We start from the raw sequence: 25,577 nt of genomic DNA on the forward strand, positions 1-25,577 counted from the left end.
AACTATTGGTTAATCTATTTATACAATGTAGTCTACTTCTGTGTTTTGGGGACACTGGCTAACCATTCTGGAAGATGGTACGCGATTTACTTAAGGCCCGGTCAGGGGTATATCACCCTGACCTGTATGAAAAAGAGAACATGTCGTTCACACGTCCGCCTCGCTGTAGTCATCTGCCCAATACATTATGAGATGTTAGCAGACTATGGCCTTACACGGGCTGAATAGCTTTCTTCTTTCTTGGCACGGATCTCAAACTCTCGGATTGATGAGTCTAGTTGCGTTACAAACTCATCACGAATTGCCTTATTTTCTTTTTGGTGATCAAACCGTGTTGGTTCTTTGTTAATGGTGCTTAATGTACCATCACATGCGTCAATGAACACACGCATCAAAGAGGAGTGCATCTCGCTATTGACATGAAAATGTTTACTAGTCTTTGGAAGCCTGGCGTAAAGAAGAGATTGATAGATTTCTTTCATCTTCAAGATGTCTTCGGCAGTCAATATGAAGATACCTAATTTCTGAACTTCCGTCATCCAGTATAAGGAAATTTCAGCACATTTAAGCACCATTCTTGAGTTTTGGCGCTGCTCGTCAAGAGAGAGCCACGCTGGATCCCATGCATTACTAAATACTAAAGCGGATGCCACTACGTGGCTGACATAACCCTCATATCCGTGTCTACGTATCAAGGCGCGTCTTTGTAAATGGGGACTGGAATGTCTTTCTTTGGGAGTCAGATGCGTGTGCAACCACGTTGACCACATCTCATACGATGACGCTTTGATGCCAAGGTTAATCTCAAGATAACGCATATAAAAATCTCTATAGGACTTTAGATCACATGGATCCGATAGAATACCTGGAATCGATGAATCATCTATATCACTTGAATGTCCAGATGAGTCATCATTATCGAGTAAATGCACAGAGCCATCACTAGCTTGAACTAACAAAGGTTCTCTTTTGAATAAGAGGGGTGAAGCATCTGATGGTGTGCGAGGCCGTTGGGAGTAAGATAAACGAAGGGAAGCCGTAGTATTATTTGTTATTGAACCAGAACGAGTTGGCGTATGCTTGCTACTCTCACTTTGCACATTAGGCAACAGATCGCTATCTGGAGCATCTGGAGTTTTTGATGACGATGGCGCGTTAAACTGGAGCTCGTTTAAAGTGCCAACGATAAAACCCATGATCAATAATCCGCCAGCAAGGTAAAACAACGCGTTCCCTCTATAACAAGGCTTAAGCCAAAATACCTGTTGAACGGAATCGCAAAAATGCTTTCCTCTTCTGCGTTTGGCTTCATCCCCAATACTTCGTCGGTAGCTATCTACAGCCGCTGGATGGTATTTACTTTGGGTGACCGGTAGGTGTGTTCTGCCATTATTCTTTTTGTGGCCGGACATAGAGAATCTCCTTATCTGATTTTTTTTAATTTTGAAACGGTCATTTCGCAGGCAAGATTAGAATTTTTTTAATACCTCCATGAAATCTAAAAAAACTGAATTATGGTATACGAACCGATAAATTAGGCACCAATGTTCCAGTTTGCCGCTTTATATCATGAAGTCTTCATAAAAGGAACAGTTTCGGCATATCATAAGCAATGTGTTGTTTTTATGTATGCGCCAGGGCCTGTCGACAATTACCTTTCTCGGCTGCAAATCATCTCAATTGCCGCAGCGAGAAGATCCCTATTTCACCAGGTTGTTTGTTTCGCATAACCAGGCAATATGTGAATGCAACAAAGATTTATATCCAGGTACACTAAACCGCGAGAAATGACTACCTGGAATAGGGATAAGCGCACGGCTGTCCCATTAAAAATATGACGTCTTTCCGAGCGTAGCGAGGAATCTCCTGCAAGGTTGCACGATCCCATTAAAATGCGGCCATTAAAATCATATCAAGAGTTGATTCTCACGAGCCAGCCTTTTTCTGCAGGCGCCTAATACTCATATCCTTAAATTTCTTTTTGGTATTTTGTAACACGTTCAAAATAATATGCCGAACCGTCGCCATATTTTCAGGAGCATGATCTTTGCGTACGTCTGATGACATCATTAAATTCCTTGTAAAAAAAAAGAGTTTAAAAGGTAATGATAATTAATGCATTAATTCAGATTGTGCCAATTTGCAGGAGATTCCTCGCTACGCTCGGAAAGACGTCACATTTTTAATGGGACTGTCGTGGGGATAAGCGTATTTTTTTTCGCTATGCAGTAGTCATCCTTACAGCTTTTCCTGTCAATAACGAAGGGTTTCGATGGTGGAATAACGCTGTTCAATCACAGCCAAAAGGCGTTCATTTTCCTGTTGTAATTGCTCTATTGTCAGGGATGAAACAGCAGCCATTTTTATAATTCGTACTACGTTCTGGATAACGTTTTTTTACTTAAAAACAGCAATCAGCTCCTTAACGGGTTGGCGCAGGCTGGACTGACAATTAATCCATCTAGAGACTGAAAAACTGTTAATCTCAGCTTCCCGGTACTGTTTGCGAGTGAATGCAGTATCATGGTTGGATATAATTACTGGAATGCCTCTGGATGCTGTTGCTCGGGCTAATTCAGCCAGCTCAATCTGATCCTCATTAGAAAATTTGGTTTGGGTATAAGGCAGCGGTTTGGTGTGTTCGCTTATTGGGACATAGGGTGGATCACAATAGATGACATCCCCTTTTTCCGCAAGTTCAAAGGTTTTTCTAAAATCATTATGAATAAACTGAGCCTGTATGCTTTTTTTATGAAACAGAAGCATTTCCTTAAGTGGAAAATAAGGCTTTGAGTAGAGTCCAAAGGGGACATTATAAATGCCTTTGGAATTGTAACGGCAAAGACCGTTGTATCCATGACGATTTAGATAGAGAAACATCGCTGATTTTTTTTGAGAATGATTGAGTTTATTGAACTCTTCTCGAAGCTCATAATATTTTTCTTTACAGTTCATCTCAGGTTGAAAATACCTGCTGCAATAGTTAATAAATAATTCACCCTTTTTTTGCAGGGTAGTAAATAGTTGAATAAGATCCGAATTGCCCTCGGCCAAAAGATAAGAGGGGTAATTTGTATTCATAAAAATAACGCCAGAACCAGAAAATGGCTCAATCAAACGTTTGCCGGATGGAAGAGAGTTGATGACTTGATCAAGACAATTGTATTTGCTTCCAGCCCATTTTAGAAAGGGTCTTATTTTTGTCATGGAGTATATTCGTATATATTTGCTTGAAGTATCGCTTATTTTGAAGTTAAAAAACAGCCAAAAGTCTCATTTATATTCAGCACATTGACCATTCATTTTCGCAGCGAAAGGGTCCTTGAGAATGAATGGTTAAGCAATTTTGGCGTAGAATAGAATCTGCCCGCGAGATCAATACATAATGGCGATAATAAGTAATCCTAGAGCAATAAAACCAATGAGGCTTAAAGCTGAATTACCTCCAGGAACCATATGTCCTTCACTAGGAGCCAAGATGCATGTTTGGCGCCCTTTCCAGGCCATTATTGCAGGCAACAGGAGTAATAATATGACGCAGCAGATACCCGCGTAGTTTAACGCATGCAGGTATATTCCCGGGTTTATTAATACAACGGCTAGAGGCGGTAGAAAAGTAAGCGCGAGAGTATATTTGCCTTGAGTTCCAGATTTTTTAAGTTTCAAGCCATCCGCCAGGAAATCGAACAACCCTAAAGAGACTCCAAGGAATGCGGTAATCATGCAGATGGATGTAAAGAAGCCAAAAAAGCCACTGATCCATTGATTATGAATGGATTGATTGAGGGCTTCAGTCAGGCCGCTGGTGGCATGGTCGGAGTTCATCAAGGCGATCAAGCCATTATCGCCTTCACGTGCTACCACTCCCATTATGACAGCATCCCAGACTATGTAGCACAACAAGGGAATTAAAGAACCGAATAAAATGACTTTTCTTAGAGTACGGATGTCATCTTCAAAATAATCACGCAAACTGGGCACTATGGATGCAAAACCAAAAGATGCTACCAGGATCATCAACATTCCGGTAAATGCACGCGCAGAACCACCACTTAAACCCTCTGTGGAGACGTGGGGGCTGATAATGGCTACCAGTAAAACATAAACGCCCAGTTTTCCAAACATTAACCCACGATTGACGTAATCAACTGAACGTATTCCGTTATATACAACAAGGCTAAACAAGGCTGTGAAAATAATGGAAGTCAGCCAATTCGGCAAATCAATGTTTATTTTATGCAACAGACTGTTGAATACATCGCTGCCACCAGAGATGTATGCTGCAAGCAGAGTGTATAAAAGAAACAAATAGGTTATCCAGGCGATGATTTGTCCTGGCAAACCCAGGGTTGATTTGGCCATGGAAATCATATTGCTACCGACAGGAAGACGCATATTCACTTCGAGTACTAATAGCGCTCCGGAAGTCATAACCAGCCAACAGAACAAGAGGAAGAAAATGGAGTTTCCAAAGCCTACTTCAGCTGTTGATACAGGCAAAGCCAGCATTCCGCCGCCAATGGATGTACCGACAATAAGTAAAACACCGCCTATTAATTTTGAATTGAGCACTTAATTATTATCCAAATCAGTACAAATATAGAACACAATGATACTTTATTCTTCAGAGGAAGTCAATCAGTTTTATGGGGAAATATGACTGTTTTTAAACCAGAAATCCCCATAGTTCATGGATCAATAAAGCGATTGATACAAGAATAACTGCCCATTGAGTTAGTGATCCGCCAGGTACAATAAATGCCGGGTTAAAATGCTTCCTGCCAAAATAACACATGAGTGCTGGCAAAAGAAGTAGCAAAATAATGCAAAAAATACCCGCATAACTCAGAGCATGAATATAGGCGCCAGGATAAAAGATGACAATGAGTAATGGAGGTATAAACGTTAAAAGAAACAAGCCAACTCCATGCGTTCCAGTGTCACGCCATTTCAAACCATCGGCAAGAAAACTGTACAGACAGAGTGATACTCCGAGAAAAGCAGTGAGCATGCAAATGGATGTGAAAAAATTAAAAAAAGCGCTAATGGTTGAGTTATTTACTTTGTCTGATAGAAGGCCGGCCAGTGCACTTGTTGTATGGGGATTTTGCATTAAACTTTCAAGTCCCTGACTGCCCTCAGAGGGCAGGGTTCCCATAATGACGGCATCCCAGGCTATGTAGCATATTAATGGGATTAAGGAACCGATGAATATCACTTTCTTCAATTTTGTGATGTCATCATTAAAATACTCTCTCAAATTCGGGACAATAATAGCAAAGCCAAAAGAGGTGATTAATATCATGATTGAGCCGCCAATATAGCTCAGTTCCCCTTGTTTAAAATGGTGCACATCGATGTGGGGAGCTATAAGAACAATCAGCACAAAATAAACGGCTAGCTTGCCAAACATGAGTGCTCGATTAGCAAAATCCACATAATGGATGCCGCCATAAACGACTAAACCAAAAAACAAGGTAAACAATGTACTGGCTTGCCATTCGTTGAGATGAAGCCCAATTTTAAAGAGTATGCTGTTGAGTACATCCGCTCCTCCTGAAATATAGGCGGAGAGCAGGGTATAAAGTAAAAAAAGATAACTTATCCAGGCCGCTAGTAAACCATAGTTTCCTAGTGTGGCTGCTGCCATGGAAACCATGTGTTTTCCTCTGGGTAAATACAAATTTGCTTCCAGGATAAAAAAGGCTCCCAAAGTCATAAAAGCCCAGCAGATAAATAAAACGATAGATGATTGCCAAAACCCGGTAGAAGCATTGGCAACGGGCAGGGCAAGCATGCCTCCGCCTATGGAAGTACCGACGATGAGCAGGATGCCGCCTATAAATCTGGAACGCATTAATCAGCCTTATTTTGTATACATTATTGGAGTTTGGGCTTGTGCAAGTCCATCAAACCATTGAATTTCAATCCGTCTGTTTTGTGCGCTTCCATGTATCAGTTTATTATCTGATACGGCATTTTTGTCTCCATAACCTTCCGCTTTGAGTCGGCTGGCAGATATATTATTTGCCCACAAGAAAGTGAGCATGGTTTCTGCCTGCGCCTGAGAAAGCATTTTTTTATGGTAACGTGATCCGACATTATCTGTAAATCCGGCTACGTAAATCCGGCTTTTCGGATAGAATTTTAATAATCTGATGATGTTATTTAAACCGGGATAGCACAGTTCATTGAGTCGTGGACTCCCGAACATAAAATATTTATCGGTAGGCACAATCAGCAATCTGGTATCACCGTACTGGATGAATTCAATATCCTGTTTTTTTAAATCCTTGATAATTTTAGGTTTGGAATCTTTATAAAGACCTGAGGCCGCACCAATTGCTCCACCAATACCTGCTCCGAGAAGGGTTCCTGATACAGTTCCACTGGCAATAGCGCCAATAGCCGCACCACCTGCTGCTCCTTGGGCAGTTTTGCGAGGAGCTCGAGGATCTGGCCTAAAATTATTATACGGCGGATGAAAGCAACTACTTAATAAGCAAATCATTAATCCAATGCTGAGGACTCGTGTTTTGGTTGCGTTGAGTGACATTTCCACTCCTTAGATCAGTAATTTAATCATTATTAAGCATCTGGTCCAATTTCGCAATGCAACTAGCAGGTAAACATGCAACATAATTACTTCGGTGAGGTTAAAAACCTGGTGTGTTCCTGATTCTCGCGTTCTATTCAGCTTTATTAATTACTGTTCTGATTAAGAAATTAAATAAAATTCCTCCAATAATTTATTGATATTAATGGGTTTTTGGAAGAAGCCGATGTATTTATCAGGTCTTACTAAAATAAGCGACGGCTTTTTGAGACCAAAATGCTGATGAACGCGTTGCTGCTCATCAATCCAGAAAGTAACTGAATCATTGGATTGTACTGATTTTTTGGTACTTACCCAATGAACTTTTAATGAATGAGGATATTTATGTGCCAGATTTATAGCGGTTTGCATCAATTGGGTTATTTTTCTTTTCTTTAGACCTTCGAATAGAAACACATGGTGCAGAACTCCCTGAGTAATTGCTGTACTGCTCATGGTTTGTTGGGTTTCATTATGAATCAGTTGAAAAGCAGGCAAATAATCACCGGCAGAGAGACGCCTGGCGCTGCCAGATTGATGCACTATCGGGCTTTGAGCATAGGATATTGCAAGCTCTGCTATATTCTTCGTCATGTACTTCATAATTGGATTGATAGAACTCATAACACGAATGAACACATTACGGAGCTTCATCAGGACAGGATTGGTGATTAACATCAATCTGGTCATTTTGTCGGTCGTTTTAATGACTTCACGGCCCACAGGGAAACGTTCTTCATGATAACTGTCTAATAGTTCGGGTTTTGCTTTTCCTTTATTTACCAGAGCAAGTTTCCATGCCAGATTATAAATGTCTTGTATCCCCGTGTTCAAACCCTGTCCACCCATCGGACTATGAATATGAGCAGCGTCTCCAGCAAAGAAAATCCTGTCGTATCGATATTCTTGAATTTGACGATGGTGGATATTGAATTGGCTAATCCAGACAGGATTTGAAAGAGTAGCTGGATCAGACGAGCGCAGTCTGAATTCGTGAATTATATCACCCAGGGTTGGTTCGTTCGTGCTCTCTTGTGGTGCAGTCAGAACAAGACGATAGCGTTTGTTACCCATCGGAAAGCAGGCTAAAGGCCCCCGATCACTGATGTATATCGTCATATGAGTTTCAGGGATACTCCAGTCTATTAATAAATCAGCCAACCACCAGGCCTGTTTGTACTCAGAGCCTTTAAATTCAGCATCAACTTGTTTTCTGACGGTACTGTGAGCCCCATCACAGGCAATGAGCCATGTTGCATTGAGTAACTCAAACTTATTATTGGGCTTCTTAATGGTGGCTGTGATCTCTTCAGGAGTCTGAATCAGGTGAGTTAATTCGGTTTCCCATTCGACGTTAATCCCTTGTTGCTCAAGATGTTGATATAAAATGGCTTCTGTCTGATTTTGCGGGAGATCGATCAGGTAGTGTCTGTTGGCTTCAATTGCTGCAAATGAAGCAGATACCAGATCTGCTCCTTTGGATTTAAACACCACACCTTCAATGGGAAGTCCTTGCTTAAGCACCTCGTCCAAAAGGCCACAGTCCTCCAATACATCAAGAGTTCGAATATGCAGACCCAGTGCTTTGGAGTGAACACTCAGTGTATTTTTTTTATCGATTATACGATAGGTTAATCCATGTCGTGTGAGTTCATTGGCGCAAAATAACCCGACAGGTCCTGCACCAACAATAAGAACATCAATGTTATCCTGAGACACGATTTTTATTCCTTCTTTAATTCATTGCTAAAATGGGTGTACTGTCCAATGATTGAGATCCTTTATTTGCCTTGGGAGGACTAAAAAATGAGATCAGATTCTTTTCACGCTCAGACTCATTATTTACGTGATCCAGGGTTTTGAACTCTTCAAAGCAATCGAATCCCTCGTGGATTGAACTCGCCGTTAACAGGGCGGAACCAAGAGATAACAGGAGTCCACTGATGGGATCACAAACAAGTAAGGGGATACCTACAGAGATGCAGGAAATATAGAATAAAGCGGATGCTGCTGCCCAAAACATTAATTCACAAACTGTGATTAAATTATGGATAATAATTCCTATTTGTTTTATTTCAGTCCACTTATCAATTGTGTTCAGTGCTTGGTCTGCTGATAATTCTCCTTGACTGACCTGAGAGAGGAGAAGTATTAAATTTTGATAGTCTTCAAGGACGTTGATTTTGGTTGATTTGTCTTTTGCCCCATGATAGTGATGAGCATAGAATGATTTAACCTGGCGTAATTGTTCTTCGATGGTTCGTGTCAATTCAAGATTTGTAAAAATGTTGTCGAATGCTTGATTGCACTGTTCCATACAAGCATTAAGATCTAAAGTATTTTTGGTATAAGGCATAATTCACGCTATCAATATTAAGTGTTTTTTATCGCAATCGAGTAACGCCTCAATTATTCAAGGATGCCCTATCCTGAGGTTATTATGACATCCAGAGGGTATCGAGTAGTTACCGTATCGGCAGTATATAGTTACCAAGACTTACGAAACAAGATAATCTTGAAGGCTTTGACTCACTCCGTCATCAAGAGTTGTTAACTTGTAAGTAGAGCCTATTGTTGCAAGTAATCGCTTGTTGTCCAGACGTTTTGAACTCTCTATAAATTCCCGCTTCATTGGACTGGCTTTATCCCAAATCTGTTCCCATGATTCATAGGATGCTTCTTCTATTCCAAGGTTTTTCGCAACCAATTGTTGTAAACTGCCCATAGTCCTGGGATCGCCATCCGCTATGTTGTAAAGAGCATGAGGGACTTTGCTCTGGCCGAAGAAAGCAGCAATTTGTGCTAAATCCTTTACAAAAATATGGTTAGTATAAGGGGCTCTGTCTAACGCCATGATGGCTGTTTTGGTTTTGGCAGCATCAATGGGTAACCGATTCGGGCCGTATATTCCTGCAATTCGCATTAATACCACCTCTATATTGTGATGGGTGCAAAAGGATAACCATTGCTGCTCTGCATCAAGGCGACGTTGTTGACGGGAATTATGGATGAAGCAGGGCGACTCTTCAGTAACCCATGCACCGTGATGATTACCGTATACACCACTGGATCCAAAATAGAGTACCTTCCTTGCTTTCAATACACTCTGGCCAAGAAATTGCCTTAAAAAAACATCCTGAGTTCCGTCAGCTGGCGGTGGGATCAGGTAATAGACAACGGTATCCGGTTCAGTCCAGTTAAAAGGTTGATTTAAGTCTGTTTTTATATGATTTAAGCCCGGAAGCGCCATCTCCTCGTTTAAATGCCGGGAAAGGGCGGTAACCTTTTGTTGTTTTTTTAGTAGCTCTTGAGCTAAATAAAATCCGCAATAACCGTATCCAATAATGAGATGATGCATGTGGGGATTCCTGTTTGATTGGTTGGTTAATATATCTTCGTTAGTATTCATTAGAGTTATCAGTCACTTTGAATCGGCAGAGATTTTGGAAATCACATTGTTCACAGAGTGCCTTGGTTGCCGGCTGAGGCAGGCAGAGCCCTTTTTGAAATTCTTCAGCCAAAGCTGTTAATTGCTGGTGCCACTCGTTACGGCGATTTTCCCATGACTCCTCTGCTTTTAAAGTGCTGATACCCTTAATATCCAGTTTGTTCTCACTTAATCCGCTGCAGATTATTTTACCTGTTTTTAATTGCATTAATAATAGAGTATTAATTTCTTCATCAAGAAGGGTATAGAGTAATAGTTGAGGTTCTGTTGGTCTAGTTTCATTCCAGGGTTTACTGGCAGGCAGACTGCTTTTATAATCGATGACCCATTTCGAATCCTCAACTCGATCCAGGCGATCCACTCGTACATTAAAATCCAGTCCTGCGAGGTTCAATGTGTAGGATTCTTCCAATGCAGCGATTTCAAATTCAGGTCTGCGTTTTTCCCATTCCAGTATGGAGTGTACCAATCGTTTCAGGCGAATGAACTCTACATCTTTTATGAGTTCCGGTAGTGCTTGGGTATGAAATAGTCTCACCTTGGATAGGGCTGATTCAATGGCTTGTTCGATGTATTGCTCCAGAGTTCTGGAGTTTAACTGGAGTAAATTTTTTTGATTTTCCAGATGACGCCAGAGTACTTCCATGACTTTATGTACGATAATTCCCTTCTCCTTGGCATCCAATCCATCTGAAGCAGGTTGAGACGGTTTTGCTTTCAGACGATGTTCTGCAAAAGCTTTAAAAGGACATTTTGCCTGGTAGGAAAGTAATGCAGTACCCCCGGATATTTGTTCCGTTGCTAAAATGGGAACCATGTAGATTTCATCATGAGGGATTAATTCATTGTGATGCATTGGGTCGACGGGTATTGAACAGAGGGTATAAGAGGGAAAATCAATAATCAAGGAACAGGGTAAATTAGGTGTATCGTCCTGAAATCGAGCATAACTGAATACCGTTTCAGCACTTCCTTGTCTCAATCGATGCAAGGTTTGTTTTGCAAAGGCCAATTCACGGGCTGGAAGGCTATGTGGCATCAGGAGTCTACGTTGCATGTCCTGAGGAATAAAGGCTGACAATCGTGGTTTTTGTGGTAAACATTGGTCTGTTAAACCCATGACCCATAAGCTGTCAAATTCGCATCCCGATGCTTCCAACAAGCCTGATATTTGAATTGGCGCCTGGTTTTTTTGAGCCTGGAAAATGGTATTGTCGGCAAGATGCATCAAGGCATCAAGCGCTTCATTGTGACTCAGGGTAGCACTGATTAAATGCAGTTGCCTGAATTCATCGAACAGTGATGCAAAACGATGATAACACTGATAATTTTCCGAGTTTAATCCATAATCACCAGGAAACCCGAGTACGTTTAATCGGTTCTGAAACAGGTCTATCCATTGTTGGGGGGATGCTTTTTCAGGATAAGGATTCATTGATTTTAATCGTTTTGCTAATTGCGGTGCCAGATGAGTAACTTCCTTGATAAAAGACTGTAGTTGAATCGATTGATTTTGCAATAAAGGATTGTCTTGCAGAATTTGAGAGCGGTTTAAAAATTCTTGCTGGGCAGCGCCAAGATAAGGGGATTGCAGCAATAGAGCGGCCTGGAAATGATTGAGAAGATCAGGTTTCAAATTTAACCAGACCAAGGCATGAGCCACAAGAGGAAATTCACTCAAAGGCTGACCCAGAGAAATATTAACGCACTGAGGATCAAAATGTTGCTGAATGATCCTTTTTAAGGGGCGTGATTCTTGCTGTAAATTGGGAACGACGACTCCAATTTTTTGTTCGCCACTTTCTATTTTTAATTTCAACCAGGCTATAAGTTGCTGATATTCTTCTTTAATGTCCTTGGCTGCAAAAACTCGAGGCGCTTCTGTGTGTTGCTTCAAATCATAACGGTATTGAGTTATTTTGTTGTTGTCCAGATGGTTTTGCAAAGCCAATTGTTGCGGATTAAAATCATCAAAGCAGACCCAAATCACCGGTTGTGAGAATAGGGATTCTTCTGTTTGCAGAATGTAAGGAATAATTTGATGTTCATTAACCGCATGTAACTGGCGCAGCTGTTTATTAACATGCAACCACCATTGTTGAAATGTGCGGGTCTGCGGTGTGTAGTGAAACTCAGGGTTATGAGGATCAACTTGCCATTGTTGGCATTGTTCCCAGGCTTGCATAACAGCGCTTAGCAATCCTTCGCTATAAGTTATTTCTGGTTCTGATTTAATTATTTTACGCCATAAATGTTGGCACTGAGCATCATTTAATAATAGGGGATGCGGCAGATCGGGACGTTGCATGATGAGCTGGTTGAAGGCTTTCAACAATGCGGTTTTGTATGGGTAACATTTGGGTTTGACTGTAGTTTTCGCAGCACAGTAGCTGAAGTAGTCTTGCAGTAAAGCCCCGCTTAAACGATTGTTGGGAGTTATAACTGTTGCACCTTGAGCTAATAAATCAAGCAGTCTGTTTTTATTATTTAAATCCTGCATTGGTTAAAACCTATTGATTATAACGTACTAGTTCAAGTGAGTATCTGCTCAAAAATTTCATAAAAAAACACCGCATACTAGGCTCTGTTGACAATTCAAGTTTCTACGTCCCGCGACCTGTTCGCGGGATCCAATTCACTCTTTATAGGCGCAATATATTCTTGTTTTGCGCACGATCTATCGATTCCGCGAACAAGTCGCGGAAAGTAGGCTTGAAAATAAACAAATGTCAACAGCCCCTAAGAAAAATATGGTGTATTCTGGATATATTGGGTCGCTGCACTTTGGTTCGTTATCAGTTTAACGAAGCGTCTAATGCACCCTGCGGGGATGTGCAACCTTTGATTTTACCAATGTTGGATTGGTCACCCGTTTGCGCCGTTCTTGAGTATGCAGGATATCGTATACTAATTGGCCTCGTAAATACATAGCTGCAAAACCTGCAATAATTGACAGAATAAATCCGAACAAAATATAACTATAAGCCAGGATAACTAAATAGAAATACACCAGATCACGAAATTTGGCTATAGAAAACAATTTAGCATATTCTTCTGTCATAAATAACAAAAGACCTAAATCGAATATAGGCAATGAGGCAATGACCATAGTAAATCCAAGCCAAAATGTTTTAGACTTATAGGGTTTTTTGCAGTGGACAATACTTTCACCAAAGATTGCTCCAGTACAGACTGCAACAAATAGTCCTAAAATCACCGCTTTAAAAACGGGAATAATTTGATCTACCCCAATAGAATCCAGAAGTGCGTTAATGATAATTGTACCGGGTACAGACAATAAGCCGAAGTAGATTGCTGCCAGCAATCGCGGATGGGACATGGCGAGGGCGGGATCCTGTGTTTTCATAGTTCACCTGAATAGTGTTATATTCCATGTGTACTATTTTAGTACATTATTCGATTGTTTGGTGAAATTGTAGTGACATTTATCAATCTATTTTTTTAATTGTTTTAATCCGAGTTGGTGCATTTTGGCAATATTTTGTTCTGGAATCAGAGAGGTGTCGCCATAGGCTGAAATGGCCTTTTCCAGCAAGTCCTCTCGAAGGAGATGAACCATGGGATAGGGGGAGCGATTGGTGTAATTGGTTACATCGTCAGGATCAGTATCTGCAAAAAAATAATCAGGATGAAAGCTGGCGACTTGATAAATCCCTTCATAATCTTGAAGTATGATGAGCTGCTCGGCCAGATCGATAAAATCCAGATAATTAAAAAAATTTTTGAACGATTCAGGATAGACAATTAATGTGGTTTCAATGTCTGGTTTTTCATCTAATAAACGAATTTCCGAGATTAACTCCTCGAGTGCTTGTGCCTTTTTGATGGCAGGCGAGACATGAATTCTTAATCCTTTTTTATTAACAGTCCTTTTGGCGAAGGGGCAAATATTATGCTCTATGATAAAAGTACGTACCCAATTTAAGGTCTGCTCAGCTATTAAATCGTGATTATTCTGCATTGTGGCTTAATAAGACATAGTTGTGCTGGATAGTGTACAGATCCGGGCCCAAATTGCAATTTTGTCCAGGCTCTGTTGACCATAATGGTCAACAGAGCCTAAACAGGGTAAACGACCAATTAATTCCCAGTTAGGACCATTAACTACTGCTCAGCATGAGCTATTGGGCACTTAGGCTAAAACTCATGGTTTGAGTTCGAGCATCATTTTGTTTTAGTTTCGCAAAAAATGTAAGCGCATTGGATTCATGATCCCGTAAATACCAAAATGATTCAATGATGCAAAATGTGTTCTTATCTTTAAAATCGCCTGCACCAAGCTGCCCGTTAATATTTCGTCCACACCCAGCCAATATCGGTTGATTGGTTTTAGTTCGGCCTATTATTATGGTGTGTCTTTCCCCTGCCAATACTTCATCAACTGCCGCTATTTCCTCAGGTAGATCGATCACAGTAAATACGGATTGATTGGTGTTATTTCCCGTACCCAGTTGTCCAAATTCATTATAACCGCATAAAGCTACCATGGGTTGATTATCCTGGTTTTTGCCGCAAATGATGGTATGGTAACCGCCTGCCCCGATGAGGTTGACTGTCTGCATTCCTTCAGGTAATGAAACAGGGGTAAATTGATTGGCATTGGGTTGTTCTCCCAGACCTAGCTGTCCCAGGTGATTTGTTCCACACGTTAACACTATAGATTTGTTGTTTTCATCCAGGCCTAAAATTACGCTGTGACGAATTCCTGCTTTAATGTCTGCAATTTTTTTTATGCCTTCTGGCAATTGGACCAGGGTGAATTGATGACGATTCAGTTCATCCGAGGTACCCAGTTGGCCATGAGCATTTGCACCACAAGCTGCGATTAATAATTGTCCGTTTTTGTCTTGCCCACTAATCAGGTTATGGTAGCCACCAGCACAGATTTTATCGATGCAGAGCATTTCTTCTGGCACACTGATCTGGGTGAAATAATTTCTGCGAATCGTGTCACCGGTACCTAATTGCCCATATTCATTATAACCGCATACTGAAACAATTATATGATGTTCTTTATCATGCCCATAGATTATGGAGTGAAGACATCCGGTGACCAATTGTTTTAATTGTGTCATGTGTTCTGGTAATTTGATTGGAGTAAATTGGTGGGTATTAAATGGACTACTTGAATCGATCTGGCTTTGAATATTGTCTCCATAAGCAATGACCATAGGGTGATTGCTTTTGTCATAACCACAAATCACAGTAAGGAAATGACTTGCCCGCACACTGTGAACATTGACCATTTCCTTGGGTAATGTGAGAGGAATGAATCGTTTTTGGTTTTTGCTACCGGGTGACCCTAGTTGATGGTACTCATTGTTTCCTGTTCCAAGCAGTACCGATTTTCCTTGCACAAGGGTTAGCAGGAAGGTTGCATCGCCACCGCAAAATGCTTGCAAGGAACTTAATTTTCTTTTGTTTAATTGAACGTGGCAGTCACTATCTTTGAGTAGTGCCGCAGTGAGTTTGTTCAGGAGTAAGACATTATAACAATCTTGAGTTGAGGTGCATTTTAATGCAATTTCCAGCCAGATGTCTTTGGGGAGAGGGACTGATTGAATCATTTTAGAGGAACTTTGTTCGTTTAACTCTTTACTAAACATGATGACGTACTCCTTCTTAAGTCCTATCCAAGTTTGCCTTCAAGATGTCCGAAAAGTGTAGAGATGTCAATCAATTGTTTTCTATTCAGGTTAAGGTGGCTATGTTATGATCAAATTTTAAGGTGTCATTTGAATGGAATTTGAAACGAGTCCTAATACGCCTTGATTGAAAAATACACAGTACTTGACCAAAAGTATCAAAATGAACCCAATACTGTATATACTTAAATAATAAGCACCAATGGAATTCTGTTATGCAGAAAATATGCAGGTTAATTTACAAAATAATAGGATGGAGAATTGTTGGGGAATTACCCAAGGATAAAAAATACATCATCATCGTTGCTCCTCATACCAGTAACTGGGATTTTGTAATCTGTCTGTGCGCTCGTTTTATTGTTGGAGTTCGAGTTAATTTTTTGGCTAAAAGCCAATTGTTCATTTTTCCTTTTGGCCTTGTTTTTAAAGCCATTGGCGGCTCGCCTGTTGATCGCTCCAGAAAAGGAAATCAAGTAGATAAAGTTGTGGAGTTGTTTCGTACCAGTGATGAATTGCGGTTAGGATTAGCTCCGGAAGGAACACGCAGTTCGGTCACTCGATGGAAAGAAGGTTTTTATCATATTGCTTGTCAAGCGCAAATACCGATAGTAATGATAGGTCCAGATTATGCTACTCGGGAAATCAGGATACACGAACCCTTTTGGCCGACAGGAGATATTAATAATGATTTCCCTAAAATTATTGAGTTCTTCAGGACGATAAAAGGATATAGACCTAAAGAGATACCGGATTATCAACCAAAAATCAAGTGACTATTCCTGCTTCAAATGTGCTGTAGAACAAAAAGAATGTTTTGATGCGATTATCCATCGCAAGAATTAAACGAACAAATGGACCCCCCGCTTTCGCGGAGGGTGACAGGGGGAAGGTAGGGTGACGCAGGGTGATGAGGAATGGTGGTGAGTGGCGGTGAGTGACAGAGGGGCTGCTGTGTTTGTTTGTGTAGATAGCCCGTATCAGAGAGGATTAATACGGGCGATGAAGAAGGAATTGTATTTAAAGATGCTTTCGTAATATGTCCAGTTCACTCTGCATTTTTTCAATTTTTTCGAGCAGTTCAAGTGCTAATGTGACTCCGGGTAAATTAATTTCCAAATCTCGGTGCAGTCGGAATGCAGATTCAATGCGTCGTAGGGCTTTTTCATCTATTGCAATGCGTTTAGGATCCGTTGGTTGATTCGGGAAGAAACCATATTCAATCATCTCAGTGAGCAACTCTTCAGGAATATGGTATTTATGACATACTTCGATAAAGGTATACGTGGTCGTTTCTTCAATAAGCATGCCGGTTAAAAGATTATTTCTACTCATGCTATGCTCCCATTTTCTCACGTGGATTGAAAGGCATTACTTCCGCCATTTTTTTATAAACCTCTTTTGCTGCTTCTGAAGTTGCTGGGGGAGTAATTATTTTTAACAGAACGTATTGATTGCCAGGGGTTGCTCCGGGTAATCCACGGTTTTTAATTCTGAGTTTTTGCCCGCCTTGGGAGCCAGGGGGAATTTTTAAGTCAATTTTTCCACTGAGTGTGGGCACTATTACCGTAGTGCCTAATGCTGCTTCCCAAGGGGTTATGGGTAAAGTGAGATAAATGTCATTTTCCATTACATCAAATAGCGAATGCTTCATTACCTCTATCGTTAAAAACAAATCACCTCTGGGACCACCATTGATTCCTGAGCCACCTTGTCCAGCCAGACGTATTTGCTGACCGGATTTTATCCCAGCAGGAATTTTGACATTTAAAGTCTGTAATTTGGTTTCAGATCCTTGATCTACTGGAACCTGCACACTTTTTACTACACCATTAAAGGCTTCTTCCAGGCTAATGGTCATTTTTCCTTGATAATTTTGACCCGTCATGGGCTGATGCTGATATCGGGAGTGACCAAATAAAGATTCAAAGAAATCACTGTCAAACTGAACATCTTCATATTGATGCGATCTTCCTGCACCAGCATGACCTGTAGATTGATAGGCTCTTTGGTTGAATTCACGATTTTTAATGTATTGATCGTATTCAGCTCGTTTAACAGGATCCCTTAGGATTTCATAAGCCTCACCCATTTCTTTAAATTTTTCTTCGGCATCTGGTTCTTTACTGATGTCAGGGTGGTATTTACGAGCTAATTTTCGGTACGCTGTTTTGATGTCTTTATCAGAGGCATCAGAGCTTACACCCATAATTTTGTAATAGTCTTTATCCATATTAATGTTCTCTTTACTTACATTGTACGCAACAGTTCTAATGCATGCATTGCCATCATTTTTTCTTCATTTGCTGGAATAATCAGGACAGAAAAAGGTCGCAGAACCTTGAGTCGAGCAAGTATGTTCGTTCTAATTATCTCTGAATTTTCACCTATTCCACCAGTGAATACAATACCATCAACACCACCAAGGGAAATTGCCATCATTCCCATAAATTGGGCGGCTTTAAGACAAAAATAATCCAGAGCAAATTGGGCTTTTTCATTGTGGCTCTCTTGCAGTTCCTTGACGTTATTGGTTAATCCCGATAATCCAAGCAGCCCCGAATCATTATAAAGTATCTGGTCCACTTCAGAAGGGGATAGGCCTAACTCCCTGATCATGTAGGTAATCGCGCCAGGATCCAGGCTGCCACATCGTGTACCCATAGGCAGTCCATCCAGCGCAGTTAATCCCATCGTGGTGTCAATACTGATGCCATGATGCATGGCGCATAAGCTGGCACCATTACCCAAATGGGCCGTTATAATCCTGCCATGAGACAAACCAGGATGTTTTTCTTTTAAAGTATGAGCTATCCATTCATAAGATAGTCCATGAAATCCATATCGCCTTATCCCTTGTTCCTGCAGGGACTCGGGGAGAGCATATACTGAAAACAGAGGGCTGTGTCCCGCATGAAAGGCCGTATCAAAACATGCGAACTGGGGTAATTGAGGGTGCATGCGCTGAATGATTTCTATAGCAGCCAGATTGTGCGGTTGATGCAGTGGTGCCAGAGGGTTTAGTTTTTTTAACTGGCTCAAAACAGCTTCTGTAACCAATACACTTTTAGGAAATTGAACACCACCATGCACTACCCGGTGAGCAACAGCACGGACACTCCAGCTATTTTGGTGATTTATCCAGTCGAGTATTTTCTGAATGGATTGCACGTGGTTAAAATCGATAGTGAGTGATTGATCTGTTTTTTGTTCGGATCGAGTTTCATTGTAAGCGGAAAATTTAGGCTCTGTACCTAAGTCGGATATTTTACCATGAGCAAGTGAAATCAGTTCTGGCGTATTGGTAAAGACCTGAAATTTCACGCTGGAAGATCCTGAGTTAAGGATCAATAAAACAGAATCGGTCATTTTATTTTTCCTGCTTTTCTGGCGGCGGAAATTTTAACCGCTACCGCGCAAGATAATAGCCGAGTTCTCAATGAGTCAGCCCTGCTTGCTAAAATGATTGGGACGCGCGCTCCCAAAACAATACCTGCAGCATCGGCATGTCCCAGAAAAGACAGTTGTTTCGCAAGAATGTTTCCAGATTCAATTTCGGGTACTAGCAAAATATCGGCATCTCCTGCTACAGGAGATACGATCTCTTTTTCAATAGCAGCCTGTTTGCTAATCGCATTATCAAAAGCCAGAGGCCCATCTAAAATACCGTCATAAATTTGTCCTCGATCAGCCATTTTACAGAGAATAGCCGCATCGACAGTTGCTTGCATTTTGGGGTTCACGGTTTCAACGGCAGCAAGTATGGCAACTTTGGGCTTGTGTTCATCACCATACAAGATCCGCCAGAGGTTGATGGCATTTTGACAAATATCCGCTTTGTCTGTGGCATTAGGAGCGATATTAATAGCGGCGTCGGTAATTAGAATGGGTTTGTGATAAGTAGGCACGTCCATGACATAAACGTGGCTGATTCGATATTTGGTTCGCAATCCGGATGTGACAGGAACTATAGCCGACATTAATTCATCCGTATGCAGTGCTCCTTTCATAATGGCATCTACTTTACAAGACGACGCCAGCTCTACAGCTTTAACTGCTGCTGCATTACTGTGTTCAGTATCAATAATCTCCCATTGGGACAAGTCAATTTGCGCTTCTTTTGCCGCAGTTTTTATTTTTTTAACAGGACCGATTAGAACTGGGGTGAGCAATCCTGCTTTGACGGAATCATTGACGGCTTCCAGTACATTGGCTGTCACAGGGTGTACAACAGCGGTTTTAATCGGGGGTAAATCACGGCAGGAAACAATGATGGCATTAAAATGATCGTGGTTCAGGATTTCGACATGAGGTAAAGAGATGCGCGGCACTCTCAATTTTTTAACAGGGGCAATCACTTTGGCAAGACCCTCAACGATAAGTTCTCCTTTTTGGTTGAAGCCTACACAGTCAAAATTGACAATTTTGGTCTTATCATTCTTGTCTCGTACTGTAATAGTCAGGGTTAATTCATCACCAATACATACGGGCTGTTTGAATTTGATATCCTGCTCCAGATAAGTTGTTCCCGGTCCCGGCAAGACCGTTCCCAATAATGTGGAAATCAGTGCTCCAGACCACATACCATGAGCCACTACGCCATGAACAAGGTCACTTTGACTGTCACTAGGATTACGGTAAGCAGGGTTCACATCTCCGGACATGGCTGCAAACAAATTTATGTCGTTTTGTGTTAAAGTTCTCACTAATGTCGCTTTTCGACCTATAGTGAGTTCATCAAAGGTGACATTATCAAGAAATTCGTTATCCATTTTATCCTCTATTATTTCTGTAAGACATATTCTCCGGGAGCATCGGGGAGTTTTTTATCGAGTTTTGGAGGCTTGATTAATTGGGTCGATGAATGTTCCGCTAACCATTTATGCCATGCCGTCCACCATGAACCAGTTTCAGTTTCTGCTTCCTCTAACCAGGTTGCCGGATCAAGATAGGTTGAGTCTTTTTTTCTCTCGCGAATTCGATAGGAGCGGCCTTCATGTCCAGGTTCACTGACAATACCAGCATTGTGGCCGCCGTTGGTTAATACAAACGTAATGTCGCTATTAATTAACAGATGGGTTTTATAAACAGATTTCCAGGGTGCCACATGATCTTTTTCTGTGCTGACCACAAATGCGGGTAAATGTATGTTTTCTGCAACGATGTGTTTTCCTTCCATGGTAAATCGTCCTTCAGCAAAATCATTGTTAAGAAATAACTGCTCCAGATATTCACTGTGCATTTTATATGGCATTCGGGTAGCATCTGCGTTCCAGGCAAGGAGAGCTATCATGCCTCTTTGAGTACCGTGCATATAATCCTGAACCATTTTAGACCAAATCAAATCATAGGACCGCAACATCTGAAACGTTCCGGACATTTGTTTTGTATCCAGATAACCCTGATCCCACATCATGCTCTTTAAAAAGGATACTTCGCTTTTGGTAATAAAAAGTAGCAATTCGCCTGCTTCAGTAAAATCCCCCTGTGCTGCGAGGAGAGTGAGACTTTTAAGACGGGCATCATGGTTTTTTGCCATGGCTGCGGCAGTTATCATCGCCAGGGTTCCGCCCAGACAATACCCCATTAAATGAATCTTTATATTAGGTCTGGCTTTTGAAACTGCATCAATTGCTGCCATCGCGCCCAGGCGATAGTAGTCTGCCAGTCCGAGATTTCTATCTTCTTGGGTCGGATTTCGCCATGAAACAATAAAAACGGTATGACCTTGTTTGGTCAGCCAGCTTACCAAAGAATTATCAGGCAACAGATCAAGGATGTAATATTTCATTATCCAGGCAGGTAAAATAAGAACTGGTTCTTTATACACTTTCTCGGTCTGAGCCTCATACTGAATTAACTCAATCAGATGATTTTTAAACACCACCTTTCCTTTCGTTACAGCAACCTGTTTGCCAGGAATGAAATGTTCCACTCCTGCTGGAGGAGAGCCCGTCAATTTTTCAGTAAAGTCCTGGATGGCCAGCTCGGTTCCACGAATTAAATTTTTCCCCTGACTCCGAATGGTTTCCACTAACAAATCAGGATTGGTTAATACAAAGTTGGATGGTGATACGGCATCGAGAATTTGTCTCAGGCGAAACGATACAGTGCGTTTCACGTGGGCTGGCAAGCCAGGCACATTGGTGGTGGATTGTAAACACCATTCTTCAAGTTGAAGAAAGAGTTCTGCCCATAAGCGCCAGGGATAATAACTCCAGTTTTGTGTATGAAATCGAACGTCTTTCCCATTTTCCGGTTTGTCCTGGGTGAGAAGATTATTGATCATTTCCTGGGCGTTCAGGAGGGGAAACATTGTGAGCTGAGTCATGGTACCTGGTGATTGCATCAACTGGGCAATCCATGAATAATGAGCCGTGAGCAAAGCTGCGGGACTGATACCTGCAGTGAGTTTACCCAATTTGGCTTGATAGAGTTTATCAATGATTCTAAAAACAGAATCCTGCCTGGTGGAACCTCCATTGTTCTCCGGGTGACGATTGGGAGCTGTCGATGTGTTTTTCTTCTCTTTTTTCATACACTACATCCTGTAGGCCTGATTAATTAAAAGTAGTATAGCAGTATTCCAGTACAACTACCTTACTGTAGAATTCTTGACATATGTGGTACTATTCCTGCAAATGAGTCCCGAAGTAAACCCATGAGTTACTGTGTTCTAACCAAAATAAGAGACTTTTATGCCATGGATTAAACCTGATAAGCTTCAAACCAGAGCGGAAGAAATCGGAAATGCGACTACTCATGCCATGGGTGCATTACTGAGTCTTGCAGCTATAACTTTGCTCATCGTTTTCTCTGCTACCCAGCATGACGGATTCAAATTGTTGTCAGGGATTGTTTTTGGTTGCACCCTTTTTTTAATGTACGTTAGTTCGACGATATATCACAGCTTAACAAATCCCAGGTTAAAGCATTTGTTCCGTATTGCGGATCACGCATCTATTTATTTACTCATTGCCGGTAGTTATACCCCGTTTATGTTGGTTACCTTGAGAGGCCCCTGGGGTTGGACCATGTTTACTGTAATTTGGTCTCTGGCTCTTGCAGGGGTAGTTTTCAAGCTTTTTCTGGTGCATAAATTTGAACTATTATCGACAATCATTTATCTGTTAATGGGATGGATGAGTCTGATTGTGATTAAGCCAATATACCAATTATTGCCTGCTGGTGGACTGGCATGTATTGTTGCCGGTGGATTATGCTACACTGTTGGCGTTATTTTTTATGCATGGGAACGATTAAAGTACAGTCATGTGCTTTGGCATCTGTTCGTTTTGGCCGGAAGTATTTTTCATTTCTTTGCAGTGTTGTGTTATGTGGTTATAGAATAAGTTTGACTTGAGTGCTTATCGTATTGTAAATCATGATATTCAGGATGGACGGTACTTACTCTCTATTGGAGAATTTAATGCAAAAATATACAGTTTATAGCGTTTTAGCAGGTTTGTTTCTTTTATTGACTGGTTGTATGAATAATACAGGCAGTAGCACTATGTTCAGTCCTTATCAGCCGAGTATGACTTTGGCACAATCAGTACAGGATGCTTTAATGCGCAATCCCGATCCGCAGATTGCACAGGTTCATGTAGCGACCAATCAGAACACCGTTATTTTGAGCGGTTATGTGAAGAAAATTCGCCAAAGCGATACTGCAGAGCAAATAGCACGCCAAGTACCCGGAGTGCAGACTGTAGAAAATAACATTATTGTTCGCCAGTAATATGCTTACTTCGCCCTGCGCTGTCTCTTGAGTAGAGTACTGGCTAAGCGCAGTGGATCCCGCGGTCAATGCCGCGGGAATTCGATTAACATTTGAGTAAAAGTCATGACTCGAATTTCCGCGGCTTTGACCGCGGAATCCATAATTTCGCTCTGCGCTGTCTCTTGTGTAGAGTATTGACTAAGTAAGGTCGGGCCTCGGCCCGACCTACACCAACTAAGCTTTTGTTTCTTCTTTGTTTTTTGTGCCACAGCAACTGCATTTACAACAACTGAATTTATTGTATAACCAGGCAATAAGAAAACCGGTGATAAATGCATTGATAAAGCCACAGATACCTCCGATAATGCTGCCTTTTATGGAAGGCTCATAGCCTAAATACAACGAAGCTACAGCTTCAACAAAGGGTTTACCGTAACTGTAATAATAAGCAGATATTCCCAGGAATAACATGGATAATCCCCAAAGAACTCCCAAAGACAAACCTAGTCCAACCGGGCTTAGCTTGCATCCGTTCATGACAATCTCCTTATACAATTGATTTAGAATAGTCCAGGGTATTTTGAGTGTTCATCAATCCAGTGATGAAACGCTACGAATTCTTATATTGACATATAAATTCATTTTCCGGTACTCTAATTTCTGCTTTAGAAGCAGGTGATTACAACTATTCTCGATTCCTCCCGAGTTGTGACGACAATCCTGCTTTCAGGTCGAGGGATACTTTAATTTCCATTTATTAAGGTGTCTCTATGTCTGATTTGAATCCCCAACTGAATAAACCTCTTAGCGCTATAGAACTATCCGATTTTCCAGGTGGTGTTGCCGCCTGGGGTGCTTTGCCTGCTGTATTTGACAGTCATGATCAGGCTTTTGATCGTGGCGTCCATATTCATGCTCGATTCAATGAATCAGGAAAAAAAATCATAGATAAATCATTTTCTGAAATTGAAGTGAGGTGGCAGGGAAAAAGCGTGCTTCTGACTGAAGACAGTGCTGTGAGCTATACCATGAGCTCTATTTTTGATTTTGTCATAGTCAGCAGGTATTGTGATCATTGTGGCGCCGAGTTATTGGATAAAGGGTTGTCCGCCGTACGTCCATCATTTGATCATTATTGCGATCAATGTGGTGAGGTAACCGTAACGAATGAACGTTGTGTTGTTAATCCCATCATTCTGTTTAAAGAGTGGTTGGGTGATGTTCAGGTACAACGACCGTCAATACGTCCGGCAAGAACAATTAAATTGGATTACGATCGTTTTCCAGGTGGTTTTCAGATTTGGGGATCCAATCCATCCATTATCTGGACCGCGAAACGCCCAGAAGAAAGTGCGATCCATGTACATGCTTACAACGGTGAAAACAAGCGCGTAGTGGATAATACATACAGTGAAGTGTGGATTGACGACGTGCTTTTGGACATTGAAATGGTGCGTGTATTACAGATTCAAAGGGCAATTCCAGAGCTTCATCATCATTTATTCAGTATCAATTGTCCTGAGTGTAACCATCCTCATTTTGATAAGGGACTACATTCTGTAATTCCTCACCAACGCCACCAATGCGACGCTTGCCAGCATGTTTTTACTACACCTAAGCACATTAGTAATCCGTGTATTGCCAGTCTGGATAAATTAACAACATTTAATCATGGAGTTTTCGAACATGAATCAATCAGCTATGCCAACGATTTATAAAGCAGGTGCGTTAATCTTTGATTCCTATGACCGCGTTTTGGCTGTTCATAAACGTGGAAAACCAGCTCGCGAACTCATAGTTCCAGGTGGTAAAATTGAACAAGATGAAACGGATGAACAGGCATTAAGGCGAGAATTGTATGAAGAGCTGAATGTGGAGGTACTGTCTATTCATCCTTATGGAATTTTTCAGGCTAAAGCAATTTATGAGGATGCAGTATTAGTGATGCGTGCTTATATTGTGAGCATAAAAGGTATTCCGGTTCCTGGAAATGAAATAGATAGGCTGGTCTGGCTGGATGCCCATTATGGCGAAAGCGGATTTGAATGTGCTTCCATATTGGGGCAACAGATTTTGCCCCGATTATATGCGGAAGGATTACTGGGAAACTGGAAGGAGGTTATCGGCGTTCTGATTGATTAATTCGTT

Annotated in this window: 24 protein-coding genes; 5 read left to right on the forward strand and 19 right to left on the reverse strand. The window is 41.2% G+C overall.

Annotated features, from left to right (window positions below; all coding sequences use genetic code 11):
- Window positions 1-203: 203 nt before the first annotated feature.
- From G543_RS0107150 to G543_RS18370, 13 genes are all read right to left on the reverse strand, one after another.
- The gene (locus G543_RS0107150; RefSeq protein WP_028383916.1) at window positions 204-1,412 is read right to left on the reverse strand and encodes a hypothetical protein; all 1,209 of its coding nucleotides are present in this window, start codon (window positions 1,410-1,412) and stop codon (window positions 204-206) included.
- 514 nt (window positions 1,413-1,926) lie between these two features.
- Window positions 1,927-2,070 carry a hypothetical protein gene (locus G543_RS18965; protein WP_155824918.1) on the reverse strand — a complete coding sequence of 48 codons (144 nt, stop codon included), beginning with the start codon at window positions 2,068-2,070 and terminating at the stop codon, window positions 1,927-1,929.
- A gap of 327 nt (window positions 2,071-2,397) precedes the next feature.
- Complete coding sequence (locus G543_RS0107165; protein WP_028383917.1) at window positions 2,398-3,207, reverse strand: Dam family site-specific DNA-(adenine-N6)-methyltransferase; 810 nt, start codon at window positions 3,205-3,207, stop codon at window positions 2,398-2,400.
- 168 nt (window positions 3,208-3,375) lie between these two features.
- Window positions 3,376-4,572, reverse strand: coding sequence for an amino acid permease (locus tag G543_RS0107170; protein ID WP_028383918.1), 1,197 nt, complete (start codon window positions 4,570-4,572; stop codon window positions 3,376-3,378).
- A 94-nt stretch (window positions 4,573-4,666) separates the two neighbouring features.
- Window positions 4,667-5,857, reverse strand: a complete 1,191-nt coding sequence (locus G543_RS0107175) for an amino acid permease (protein WP_028383919.1) — start codon at window positions 5,855-5,857, stop codon at window positions 4,667-4,669.
- 9 nt (window positions 5,858-5,866) lie between these two features.
- Complete coding sequence (gene cmpA / locus G543_RS0107180; protein ID WP_028383920.1) at window positions 5,867-6,556, reverse strand: C-OmpA-like family protein CmpA; 690 nt, start codon at window positions 6,554-6,556, stop codon at window positions 5,867-5,869.
- 162 nt (window positions 6,557-6,718) lie between these two features.
- A complete protein-coding gene (locus tag G543_RS0107185; RefSeq protein ID WP_035921687.1) occupies window positions 6,719-8,314 on the reverse strand; it encodes an FAD-dependent monooxygenase in 1,596 nt (531 codons plus the stop codon).
- Window positions 8,315-8,330: 16 nt separating this feature from the next.
- Window positions 8,331-8,951, reverse strand: coding sequence for a DUF5638 domain-containing protein (locus tag G543_RS0107190; RefSeq protein WP_028383922.1), 621 nt, complete (start codon window positions 8,949-8,951; stop codon window positions 8,331-8,333).
- A gap of 141 nt (window positions 8,952-9,092) precedes the next feature.
- A complete protein-coding gene (locus G543_RS0107195; RefSeq protein WP_238584776.1) occupies window positions 9,093-10,004 on the reverse strand; it encodes an SDR family oxidoreductase in 912 nt (303 codons plus the stop codon).
- Window positions 9,994-12,543, reverse strand: coding sequence for a PD-(D/E)XK nuclease family protein (locus G543_RS0107200; protein ID WP_028383924.1), 2,550 nt, complete (start codon window positions 12,541-12,543; stop codon window positions 9,994-9,996). The genes G543_RS0107195 and G543_RS0107200 overlap by 11 nt, the downstream gene beginning before the upstream one ends.
- A 312-nt stretch (window positions 12,544-12,855) precedes the next feature.
- Window positions 12,856-13,410, reverse strand: coding sequence for a hypothetical protein (locus G543_RS0107205; protein ID WP_028383925.1), 555 nt, complete (start codon window positions 13,408-13,410; stop codon window positions 12,856-12,858).
- Window positions 13,411-13,497: 87 nt separating this feature from the next.
- Complete coding sequence (locus G543_RS0107210; protein ID WP_028383926.1) at window positions 13,498-14,025, reverse strand: DUF1415 domain-containing protein; 528 nt, start codon at window positions 14,023-14,025, stop codon at window positions 13,498-13,500.
- A gap of 160 nt (window positions 14,026-14,185) precedes the next feature.
- A complete protein-coding gene (locus G543_RS18370) occupies window positions 14,186-15,670 on the reverse strand; it encodes an RCC1 domain-containing protein (protein ID WP_028383927.1) in 1,485 nt (494 codons plus the stop codon).
- A gap of 254 nt (window positions 15,671-15,924) precedes the next feature.
- Here G543_RS18370 and G543_RS0107220 point away from each other — a divergent pair, with 254 nt between their 5' ends.
- A complete protein-coding gene (locus G543_RS0107220) occupies window positions 15,925-16,482 on the forward strand; it encodes a lysophospholipid acyltransferase family protein (protein ID WP_028383928.1) in 558 nt (185 codons plus the stop codon).
- Between the two features lie 244 nt (window positions 16,483-16,726).
- Here G543_RS0107220 and G543_RS0107225 read toward each other — a convergent pair whose 3' ends face one another.
- From G543_RS0107225 to G543_RS0107245, 5 genes are read right to left on the reverse strand one after another with little or no spacing between them, the layout of a single operon-like run.
- Window positions 16,727-17,041 (reverse strand): chaperone modulator CbpM, encoded by a 315-nt coding sequence (locus tag G543_RS0107225; RefSeq protein WP_028383929.1) that lies wholly within the window; start codon window positions 17,039-17,041, stop codon window positions 16,727-16,729.
- A 1-nt stretch (window position 17,042) separates the two neighbouring features.
- Window positions 17,043-17,939, reverse strand: coding sequence for a DnaJ C-terminal domain-containing protein (locus G543_RS0107230; protein ID WP_028383930.1), 897 nt, complete (start codon window positions 17,937-17,939; stop codon window positions 17,043-17,045).
- 17 nt (window positions 17,940-17,956) lie between these two features.
- Complete coding sequence (locus G543_RS0107235) at window positions 17,957-19,075, reverse strand: acetate/propionate family kinase (protein ID WP_028383931.1); 1,119 nt, start codon at window positions 19,073-19,075, stop codon at window positions 17,957-17,959.
- Window positions 19,072-20,478, reverse strand: coding sequence for a bifunctional enoyl-CoA hydratase/phosphate acetyltransferase (locus tag G543_RS0107240; protein WP_028383932.1), 1,407 nt, complete (start codon window positions 20,476-20,478; stop codon window positions 19,072-19,074). The genes G543_RS0107235 and G543_RS0107240 overlap by 4 nt, the downstream gene beginning before the upstream one ends.
- 11 nt (window positions 20,479-20,489) lie before the next feature.
- Window positions 20,490-22,244: a PHA/PHB synthase family protein gene (locus G543_RS0107245; RefSeq protein WP_028383933.1), complete on the reverse strand. Its 1,755-nt coding sequence runs from the start codon at window positions 22,242-22,244 to the stop codon at window positions 20,490-20,492.
- Between the two features lie 160 nt (window positions 22,245-22,404).
- On the opposite strand from G543_RS0107245, the gene trhA reads away from it, so the two are divergent.
- Together trhA and G543_RS0107255 are read left to right on the forward strand one after the other, a co-directional pair.
- The gene (trhA, locus tag G543_RS0107250; RefSeq protein ID WP_028383934.1) at window positions 22,405-23,058 is read left to right on the forward strand and encodes a PAQR family membrane homeostasis protein TrhA; all 654 of its coding nucleotides are present in this window, start codon (window positions 22,405-22,407) and stop codon (window positions 23,056-23,058) included.
- Between the two features lie 77 nt (window positions 23,059-23,135).
- Window positions 23,136-23,447, forward strand: a complete 312-nt coding sequence (locus G543_RS0107255) for a BON domain-containing protein (RefSeq protein WP_028383935.1) — start codon at window positions 23,136-23,138, stop codon at window positions 23,445-23,447.
- A 216-nt stretch (window positions 23,448-23,663) separates the two neighbouring features.
- Here G543_RS0107255 and G543_RS0107260 read toward each other — a convergent pair whose 3' ends face one another.
- The gene (locus G543_RS0107260) at window positions 23,664-23,966 is read right to left on the reverse strand and encodes a bacteriophage holin (protein WP_028383936.1); all 303 of its coding nucleotides are present in this window, start codon (window positions 23,964-23,966) and stop codon (window positions 23,664-23,666) included.
- A gap of 233 nt (window positions 23,967-24,199) precedes the next feature.
- On the opposite strand from G543_RS0107260, the gene G543_RS17375 reads away from it, so the two are divergent.
- Window positions 24,200-25,147, forward strand: a complete 948-nt coding sequence (locus G543_RS17375) for a hypothetical protein (RefSeq protein WP_051190632.1) — start codon at window positions 24,200-24,202, stop codon at window positions 25,145-25,147.
- Entirely contained in the window at window positions 25,116-25,571 is a 456-nt protein-coding gene (locus G543_RS17380) for an NUDIX hydrolase (RefSeq protein WP_065236048.1), read from the forward strand. Before G543_RS17375 ends, G543_RS17380 begins: the two co-directional genes overlap by 32 nt.
- Window positions 25,572-25,577 lie beyond the last annotated feature (6 nt).

This window comes from Legionella moravica DSM 19234 (genome assembly GCF_000423305.1).
Taxonomy (GTDB): Bacteria; Pseudomonadota; Gammaproteobacteria; order Legionellales; family Legionellaceae; genus Legionella; species Legionella moravica.